We start from the raw sequence: 1,430 nt of genomic DNA on the forward strand, positions 1-1,430 counted from the left end.
ACTTCCAGAAGGCCGGCCTCTGTTCCCAGCTTGATATGCAAAGCATCTCCCGCTGCAGGTTTTACCGCACAATCCGCAAAACTCAATCTTTGATAAAATGCCCCTACTTTTAATATGGTAAAGGTAGAATGCGTGCTTGGGTCACCATCTACGGCAAACTCCGGATTCTGCACTCCTCCTATAGCCAGGTTATCCTGGCTACAGGCATAGACCCGCTCCCTTGCTCCTTCTGTCGGCGGGAAATTGATTCCTACCGTCACAGGATAACGTACCGGTTCGGTAAGGCCGTCACGGGTTATTTCTATATAGTAAGTCGTATTAACATTTAATGCAGGAGTAGTATAATTCAACCCTGTAGCAATAGGAGTTCCCCCTTCTGCTTCGGCAAACCACTCAATGCCGTCACCGGGACTTACCGGTGTCAATTGCAGATTTGCAGCGGTTCCCGGTTCCACCAGGTTACCGGAAACTTCCGGCATACCGTAGCGAAGCCTTGCACCGTAAACACGAACATTTGTTAGTGCTTCCAATACGGCAGCAAATTTTACCCGCACACGGTCAAAATCCGCCCCGGCAACAAAAGTTGCAATATAACGGTCCGTAGTCCCCGGAACCAATTTTATATTAACAGGCTCCGATAAGGATATACCATCTCCGTTGGGAGTGGCTCCGTTAAAACTTTCCAGGGTAAGACCACCGAGTACGGAGAAGTCCACTAATCCACCACCTACTCCAAGTTCAACTTCTATAATATCCCCGTTCAAACCTCCGAACGGAAAGATAAGGTCTTGCCAGATTCCGCTGGCCACACCTAAAGGAGTATTGAGCTCCGTATAGTTGTCCGGGTCAAAATCTACAGAAAATTCCGGGTTGACCACATCACATAACAAGCAAACACCATCGACCCCGTTCTCCTGGCTAACTGCATGGAAAGGACTGATCGGATCCGGGAATTCTCCCCCGGGTACATCCTGTGCCCTGTCCAGTTCATAAACATGCAGTCCTTCAAAAGCACTGGCTAGTCCCGAATCAAACGATACTTCTATACGGTTGAACGGTACGTTCACCGGGTAGATCAACTCGTAAACATCCGTAGTACCCGGGAATAATGATAACTGGATCAGTTCCGGGTCTAAAGTCAACTCGCTGTTGGCATCGTTATTATTATAGGTTCGTATGCGGATATTATCTGACAATACCGAAGCATCGATCAATCCGCCTTCTTCTCTTTGCAACAACACCCTGACGCCATCGCCCTCTACGGACAAGGTCGGGTATAAAGCGGTAATGTGAACACCTTCACTAAGCACGGCAAGGTTAGCCCTTAAATGTGCAAAAGTAGTATCATCACCGTCAAAGGCATTTGCAACATCACGTACAAAATTGGCTGTACTGGCTATATCACCACCTGTCCCCCAAAGCACGTCCAC

1 protein-coding gene is annotated in these 1,430 nt (G+C 48.3%); it reads right to left on the reverse strand.

The window, feature by feature from the left end:
• Positions 1-1,430, reverse strand: a 1,430-nt coding sequence (locus ACVBDU_RS19780; protein WP_447181445.1) for an immunoglobulin domain-containing protein, incomplete at both ends; no start/stop codon positions are given.

It is taken from the genome of Sinomicrobium endophyticum, assembly GCF_052983315.1.